Below are 7,372 nucleotides of genomic sequence, written 5' to 3'. Positions count from 1 at the left end.
GGCCCCGACGCGGGCGCGCTGGGCGCGGCCACGCTGCCGATGTTCTTCAACTTTTCGCCGCGTGCGGGCATCCTGATGGGCGCCGGCGCACAAACCAACGTACAAGCGCAGGAGGAGAGCCATGTCGAGCTCTGAGACGACGCCGCCGCTGCTGGAAATGCGGGGCATCAGCAAGACCTTTCCCGGTGTGCGTGCGCTCGACAACGTGCGCCTCTCGGTCTGGCCCGGCGAGGTGCATTCGCTGATGGGCGAGAACGGCGCGGGCAAGTCCACGCTCATGAAGATTCTCTCGGGCGCGTATCAGGCCGATCCCGGCGGCGAGATTCTCATCGAAGGCAAGCCGGTGACGATCGACGGTCCGCTCGCCGCGCGCGAACTCGGCGTGGCCGTGATCTATCAGGAACTGAGCCTCGCGCCGAATCTGTCGGTTGCCGAAAACATCTACGCGGGCCGCGAATTGCGGCGCGGAAACTCGCGCTTCGGGATGGTCGATCGCGCGGCGATGGAGCGCGGCTGCGAAGACGTGCTGCAACGCCTCGGCGCCACCTTCGGCCCGACCACGCTGGTCGGATCGCTGTCGATCGCCGAACGCCAGCTCGTGGAAATCGCGCGCGCCGTGCATACCGAAGCGCGCATCATCGTGATGGACGAGCCCACCACGCCGCTCTCCTCGCGCGAAACCGAACGCCTCTTCAAGCTGATCCTGCAACTGCGCGAGGACGGTCTCGCGATCATCTACATCAGCCATCGCATGGCCGAGATTTACGAGCTGTCCGATCGTGTTTCGGTGCTGCGCGACGGCAGCTACGTCGGCACGCTGATGCGCGACGCGCTGAGCGCCGAAAGCCTCGTCAGCATGATGGTGGGCCGCGATATTTCGGGCTTCTACAAAAAGGCGCATGCGCCCTACGATCCGGGCAAGGTCGTGCTCACCGTGCGCGACGTCGCCGACGACAAGCGCGTGCGCGGTTGCAGCCTCGATCTGCATGCGGGCGAAGTGCTCGGCATTGCCGGGCTCGTGGGCGCGGGCCGCACCGAACTCGCGCGTCTGATCTTCGGCGCGGAACCGCGCGTGCGCGGCGAGATCGCCATCGACGGCAAAGCGCTGCACGTCCACACGCCGCGCGACGCGATCAACGCGGGCCTCGTCTATCTGACCGAAGACCGCAAGCATCAAGGCCTCTTTCTCGACATGAGCGTGCGCGACAACATCAACGTGTCCGTGGCGGGCCGCGACGCGCGCTTCGGCGTGCTCGATCTCGCACGCGGCTCGGCGCGTGCGAAGGAATCGATCCGCGCGCTGACGATCCGCGTGCCGAGTCCGCGCGTGAACGTGGGCGCGCTCTCGGGCGGCAATCAGCAGAAGGTGCTGCTTTCGCGTCTGCTCGAAACGCAGCCGCGCGTGCTGATCCTCGATGAACCGACGCGCGGCGTGGACATCGGCGCGAAGTCGGAGATCTACCGCATCATCAACGACCTCGCCAAAACCGGCGTGGGCATCATCGTGATTTCGAGCGAGCTGCCCGAAATCATCGGCGTGGCCGATCGCGTGCTCGTCATGCGCGAAGGCCTGTTCGCCGGAGAACTGGGCGGCTATACCGGCAGACCCATCGGCCAGGAAGCCATCATCGAACTCGCCACCGGCTCGCAGGGCGCGCTGGACGAAGCCGCGTAAGCGCCGCGCCCGACGCGCATCGCCCCCGTCAAAAGAGATATTGAGGAGCACGACATCATGAAAAGCATTCTTCCCCGCCATGCGGCCGAGGCCACGCCCGCCGAGGGCGCGCAAGCCACGCGCGGCCAGACCGTCGACGGCCATCGCGCGCGCATGAAGTCGATCATGCGCACGGCGGGCATGCTGCCCGTGCTGGTGCTGCTGTGCATCGGCTTCGGCCTGCTCACCGACGGCTTTTTCACGCTCGAAAATCTGTCGATCGTCACGCAGCAGGCGTCGATCAACATCGTGCTCGCGGCCGGCATGACCTTCGTGATTCTCACGGGCGGCATCGATCTTTCGGTGGGCTCGATTCTGGCCGCGTCCGCCGTGGCCGCGATGCTCGGCTCGACCATCGTCGGCTGGGGCTGGCTGGGTATTCCCGCCGCGCTCGGCGTGGGTCTCGCCTTCGGTCTCATCAACGGCGCGCTGATCTCGCTGCTGCGCCTGCCGCCTTTCATCGTCACGCTCGGTTCGCTCACGGCCGTGCGCGGCGTGGCGCGTCTGATGGGCCACGACACCACCATCTTCAATCCGCAGCTCTCGTTCGCCTTCATCGGCAATGGCACGGTGTTCGGCGTGCCCTGGCTCGTGATCATCGCGCTCGTCGTGGTGGCCGCGTCGTGGTTCGTGCTGCGCCGCACGGTGCTCGGCCTGCATATCTATTCGGTGGGCGGCAATCCGGAAGCGGCGCGTCTCTCGGGCATCAAGGTGTGGGCGATCGAGATGTTCGTCTACGCCGCCTCGGGCCTGCTCGCCGGACTCGGCGCGGTGATGTCGGCGGCGCGCCTCTACGCTGCCAACGGCCTGCAGCTCGGCCAGTCGTACGAACTCGACGCCATCGCCGCGGTGATTCTCGGCGGCACGAGCTTCGTGGGCGGCGTGGGCTCGATCGTCGGCACGCTGATCGGCGCGCTCATCATCGCGGTGCTGTCGAACGGCCTCGTGCTGCTCGGCGTCTCGGACATCTGGCAATACATCATCAAGGGCCTCGTGATCGTCGGCGCCGTGGCGCTCGACCGCTATCGCCAGCGCGGTTCGGCCCGCACCTGATTCATCGCTTTCCCTTGCAGCACGCAGCACATTGACGCAACACGTTGACACAACACACCAACACGACTCACGAGATAACTCGAAGGCACCCTCAGGAGACATCATGCTGAAGAAGAAAACCGCCGTTGCCGTCGCCGTTCGCACCGTTGCCGCCCTCGCCCTGGGCTGCGCCCTGCAGGGCGCGCACGCCGCCGACAAGCAGTTGAAGTCGATCGGCATCACCGTGGGTTCGCTGGGCAATCCGTACTTCGTGACCATCGTACAAGGCGCGGAAGCGAAGGCCAAACAGATCAATCCGAACGCGAAGGTCACGGCCGTGTCCGCCGATTACGATCTGAACAAGCAGTTCACGCAGATCGACAACTTCATCTCGGCGCACGTCGACATGATCCTGCTGAACGCCTCCGATCCGAAGGCCATCGAGCCCGCCGTGCGCAAGGCGCGCGCGGCCGGCATCGTGGTGCTGGCCGTGGACGTGAGCGCCGCGGGCGCCGACGCCACCGTGCAGACCGACAACGTGAAGGCCGGCGCGATCTCCTGCGAATACCTCGCGAAGAAGATCAACGGCAAGGGCAACGTCATTATTGAAAACGGCCCGCAGGTCTCGGCGGTGATCGATCGCGTGAACGGCTGCAAGCAGGTGCTCGCGAAGTCGCCGGGCATCAAGATTCTCTCCGACGATCAGGACGGCAAAGGCTCGCGCGAAGGCGGCATGAACACAATGCAGGGCTATCTCACGCGCTTTCCGAAACTCGATGGCGTGTTCACCATCAACGATCCGCAGGCGATCGGCAGCGACCTGGCCGCCAAGCAACTGCATCGCAGCAATATCGTGATCACCTCGGTGGACGGCGCGCCCGACATCGAAGCCGCGCTCAAGGGCGATACGCTCGTGCAGGCTTCCGCGAGCCAGGACCCGTGGAAAATGGCGCAAACCGCCGTGCAGGTCGGCTACGACATCATGAACGGCAAGAAGCCCGCCAATCCGATGATCCAGATGACGCCCGCGCTCATCACGCGCGACAACGTCGGCAGCTACAAGGGCTGGACTTCGCCGCACTGATTCTCGCGCGGCGGGTTGAAGACAAACGGGCGGCCGTTCAGGGCCGCCCGTTTTTTTGTATCGATTGAAAACCGCTTAGGTCGCTTCACGCGCTGCAGCCGCAGCCGAAGCCGACGCCGGAAACGGCTCCATGCCCGGCCCGCGATACCAGCGCCCGAAATCGTCGGCGGGCATCGGCTTCGCGTAGAAGAAGCCCTGAATCCAGTTCGTTCCGCGCGCGCACAGATAATCGAATTGCGCCTGCGAGGCCACGCCTTCCGCCACGAGTTTCGCGTCGAGACTGTGCGCAAGGCCGATGATGCTGTCGAGCACCACGGCGCTGCGCTCCTGCGCATCGATGGTCAGTACGAAGCCGCGATCGATCTTCAGGATATCGAACGGAAATTTCTCCAGATACGAGAGCGAGCAGAAGCCCGTGCCGAAGTCGTCGATGGCCACGCGCACGCCTTCGCGACGCAGCGCCACCAGATTGCGCTGCGCCACGTCGGTGTTGCGCACCAGCGAACGTTCGGTAATTTCCAGCACCACGTCGATGCCGCGTCCGCCGATGCTGCGCGTGAAGTTGCGCACGTCGGGCAGCAGCGCCTCGCTCGACAGATGTTCGGGCGCGAAGTTGATGCCGAGGTGAAAACCCGGCAACGTCGCCCATTTGATGACGTCATGGGCAATCAGCGTGAGCAGATGTTGCGTGAGCGGCACGATCACGTGCTCTTCTTCGGCCGCCTGGATGAACTCGTCCGGACGCACCGTGCCGATGCCGGGCCGCACCCAGCGCAGCAGCGCTTCCGCGCCCTCGCAGCGCCCGCTCGCCACGCCGAACAGCGGCTGATATTCGACATGAAATTCGCCCGCGCGGATCGCGCGCAGCAGTTGCTCGCGGCGCGAACGGCGGCTTTGCTGCACGCGATACACGAGCCAGACCAGCAGCGCGGCGAGCAGCGCCGTCCACGGCAGATAGCGAAACAACAGCACGCGCCATGTCGCGTTCAGTCGTTCGGGCAGGCCTTGCAGACGCAGTTCGATCACGCTGCCGTCGAGCGTGCGGCGCACGTCGGCGAGCAGCGGCGCGGACGCCATCGGGCTGTCGCCGGCCGCCTCGTCGCGCGTGGGATCGCCGCTTTCGGGGATTTCGTGCAACGCGGGCCCGGTGCCCACGCGCAGCGTCGCCCGGCGAAACTCGTTATGCGGCGCGGCCGCGTGCAGCAGATCGAGCAGATACTGCGAGTCCACCGCCGCCACCACATTGCGGCCGCCGGGCGCGCGCACGGCCACCAGCAGCGCGGGCCGGTTCGCGACGATCGGCGTGCCCGGAACGATCATCAGCCAGTCGCCGCGCGGCGTGCGCACGTTGCCGTTGAGGAAGGTCTCGACCGCAATCGACTGATTGCCGGTCGCCGACGAGCAGGCGACGTGATCGCCGTCGAGAATATTGAGCGTGCGCACGTAGGGCTGCGTCGCGGCGGCGAGCGAGAGTTCGCGCGACAACGCCTCGCACGGCGTGCCCGCATGCGGCGCGACCGAACGCGCGGCGTTGCGCGCCTGCTCGACGATCGCCATCACCTGATTGACGACGAAATTCGACGCCAGCGCGGCCTCGCTGCGCCCGATGCGCACGGCTTCGTAGCGCGTGAGCAGCACGCAGAGCACGATCGGCACGCCTGCGGCGAGCGCGATCATCAGCCCGCGCGCGGCCAGGTTCGCCAGCCGCGCGAGCATGCCGGGTGCATCGGAAGAACGGGGTGACTGAAACGGCAAAAGATTCTCCGTCGCGACGCGTGCGCGAAATGGCGTGGACTTTGCCGGAACGTTACACCAAGGGACAGAATGAGGAGCGCACGCTGCCACGCAGACGTCGCGCGCGCAGGTTCGTGCCGAAGGCCGATAAATGCGCGCTCAGGCGCACTCGATGCGGTTGCGGCCGCCCTTCTTCGCGCGATAGAGCGCCACGTCGCTGCGCGAGAGGGCGGCTTCGGCGGCGCTGTCGTCGGCGCTCATCTGCGTGATGCCGATGCTCACGGCGAGCGTGACCGGTCCGGCGACGCTGAGCAGCGGGTCGACGGCGATGCGGTCCTGAATGCGGCGCGCCACGCGGCACGCGCCTTCCACGTCCGCGCCGTCGAGCAGGATGGCGAACTCCTCGCCGCCGATGCGCCCCGCCACGTCGCCCGCGCGCAGATGCGTGCGCAGGATTTCGGCGAAGTGGCGCAGCGCGTCGTCGCCGACCGCGTGACCGAAGCGGTCGTTGATCGACTTGAAGTGATCGAGATCGCACATCATGACCGCCGCCACGTTACCGATACCACCGAGTCCCTTCATGCCGACCATGCCCGTCACGCCGGCCGCGCTCGCCACGCGGCGCAGCAGCGCGAGCTTCGCTTCCACGCGCGCCATGAAATGACGCCGGTTCGCGAGCCGCGTGAGGCCGTCGGTGGTCGCGAACTCCTGCAATTCGGCTTCGATGCGCTTGCGCTCGGTGACGTCGGTGATAAAGCCGTGCCACACGGTCGCGCCATCGGCGAGACGGCGCGGCTTCGCATCGCCCTGACGCCAGCGCAGACCCTGCTCCGGCAGGCACACGCGGTATTCGAGGTGCCACGGTGCGAGCACGGCCGCCGACGCCGCGAACGACGCGCGATACGCATCCAGATCCTCGGGATGCACAAGCGCTTCGATGCCGCTCGCGTCGGCCGCGACCTGCGCGGGCGTCAACTCGTAAATCTCCGCGATGCCCGCGCTCGCATAGGGAAACGACACATGGCCGTTGCGCGCCTGATGACACTGGAAAACCAGGCCCGGCACTTCGTTCGTCAGATTGGTGACGAGATTCACCGATTCGCGCAGACGCTCGGCCATTTCGCGCATCGAGGTGATGTCGGTCGTGGTGCCGATCATGCGCAGCGCGCGCCCGTCCGCGTCGCGCGCCGTCACCTTGCCGCGGCTGCAGATCCACTTGTAGCTGCCGTCTTTACAGCGGATGCGGTGCTCGACTTCGTAATGCGCGGTGCGCCCTTCGAAGTGCGCCTCCATGGTCGCCTTCACGTAATCGCGGTCGTCGGGATGCAGGCGCAGGATGCTGTCTTCGATGCGGCTCGTGACTTCATCGTCTTCGTAGCCGAGCATCGCTTTCCAGCCGGTGGAATAGCGGATCTCGCCCGTGACGACGTCGCGGTCCCAGATGCCCGTGCCGCTGCCCGCGATCGCCAGCGCCAGCAGACGCTCGCGCGCACGCAGCGCTTCGACTTCGTCGTGCGCCGGCGGCGCCTGCACCGCGAGCGTGGCGATCACGCGCGCGAAATCGTCGAGGCTCGCGCGCTCGGCGGCGTTCAGTTCGCGCGGCGCGTGATCGATCAGATAGAGCGTGCCGGGCGAGTCGCCGTTCGCGCCCGCCAGCGGCCAGGCGGCGACGAAGCGAAATGGCAGCGCGCTCGCGCGATTCAGACAGGCCTGCCAGGCCGGATCGCCCGCCACGTCGCTGACGACGATCGGTTCGCTCGCGAACGCGCCCGTTTGCGCTCCGCCCAGGCGTTCGGCGCGCTGCAGTT

3 protein-coding genes and 2 pseudogenes are annotated in these 7,372 nt (G+C 66.6%); 3 read left to right on the top strand and 2 right to left on the bottom strand.

Annotated elements, in window-relative coordinates; genetic code table 11:
* Positions 1-121 precede the first annotated feature (121 nt).
* The 3 genes and pseudogenes from G3N97_RS34510 to G3N97_RS34500 all read left to right on the top strand — a co-directional run.
* Positions 122-1,675, top strand: coding sequence for a sugar ABC transporter ATP-binding protein (locus G3N97_RS34510; protein ID WP_205997345.1), 1,554 nt, complete (start codon positions 122-124; stop codon positions 1,673-1,675).
* Between the two features lie 141 nt (positions 1,676-1,816).
* Positions 1,817-2,767, top strand: a pseudogene (locus tag G3N97_RS34505) (ribose ABC transporter permease); the annotation flags it as partial.
* A gap of 181 nt (positions 2,768-2,948) precedes the next feature.
* Positions 2,949-3,830: pseudogene (locus tag G3N97_RS34500) on the top strand (ABC transporter substrate-binding protein); the annotation flags it as partial.
* A gap of 75 nt (positions 3,831-3,905) precedes the next feature.
* Here G3N97_RS34500 and G3N97_RS34495 read toward each other — a convergent pair.
* Both G3N97_RS34495 and G3N97_RS34490 read right to left on the bottom strand, forming a co-directional pair.
* The gene (locus G3N97_RS34495; protein ID WP_205997343.1) at positions 3,906-5,585 is read right to left on the bottom strand and encodes an EAL domain-containing protein; all 1,680 of its coding nucleotides are present in this window, start codon (positions 5,583-5,585) and stop codon (positions 3,906-3,908) included.
* A gap of 138 nt (positions 5,586-5,723) precedes the next feature.
* Positions 5,724-7,372 (bottom strand): diguanylate cyclase (locus G3N97_RS34490; RefSeq protein WP_346778162.1); only part of this gene is annotated, 1,649 nt, incomplete at its 5' end.

Source organism: Paraburkholderia sp. Ac-20347, from assembly GCF_017104805.1.
Taxonomy (GTDB): domain Bacteria; phylum Pseudomonadota; class Gammaproteobacteria; order Burkholderiales; family Burkholderiaceae; genus Paraburkholderia; species Paraburkholderia tropica.
This window is presented reverse-complemented; position numbering and strand designations above follow the sequence as displayed.

Coding starts and splice junctions, on each gene's coding strand:
- G3N97_RS34510 (WP_205997345.1), top strand. CDS start 122: ATGTCGAGCTCTGAGACGACGCCGCCGCTGCTGGAAATGCGGGGCATC.